A 435-nucleotide genomic window follows, 5' to 3' on the forward strand; every position below is an offset into this window, starting at 1 on the left:
GCCAATGGCATGATCGAACAGGTCGCAGCGCACGCGCAGCCCTTGCAGCGCGCGGGCACCGCCGACGACATCGCCCCGCCGTCGCCTATCTGGCCAGCGCGGACGCAGCTTTTGTTACCGGTACGCATATCGTCGTCGATGGCGGCATGACGATCGGCCCGCGGCATAGCTGGGACCCGAAGACGCCGTCGCTCTTCTCCAGCCTTGAGGCGTTTACCGCGTGACCGCGCCGCTCGCGATCCCGGCGGCGCGACGCCTCGGCGCGCGTAGCCGTTGGTCGTTCGGGCTCGGTTCGATCGCTTATGGGGTGAAGGACAGTGGCTTCGCGACCTTCCTGCTGCTGTTCTACAATCAGGTGATCGGCTTGCCCGCCGGGCTGGTGGGCGTGGCGATCATGGCGGCGTTGGTGGTCGAGGCGTTTGTCGATCCGCTGGT

At 67.1% G+C, this 435-nt stretch carries 2 protein-coding genes; both read left to right on the forward strand.

Features of this window, described 5'->3' with window-relative positions; translation table 11 throughout:
- A partial coding sequence (locus tag AACY45_RS28770) for an SDR family oxidoreductase (RefSeq protein ID WP_445261245.1) occupies positions 1-224 on the forward strand: 224 nt, incomplete at its 5' end.
- Positions 221-435: MFS transporter (locus tag AACY45_RS28775; RefSeq protein ID WP_339548873.1), on the forward strand; the 215-nt coding region annotated here is incomplete at its 3' end. The genes AACY45_RS28770 and AACY45_RS28775, both read left to right, overlap by 4 nt.

Source organism: Pseudomonas sp. RA_35y_Pfl2_P32 (assembly GCF_963970735.1).
Classification (GTDB): Bacteria; Pseudomonadota; Gammaproteobacteria; order Pseudomonadales; family Pseudomonadaceae; genus Aquipseudomonas.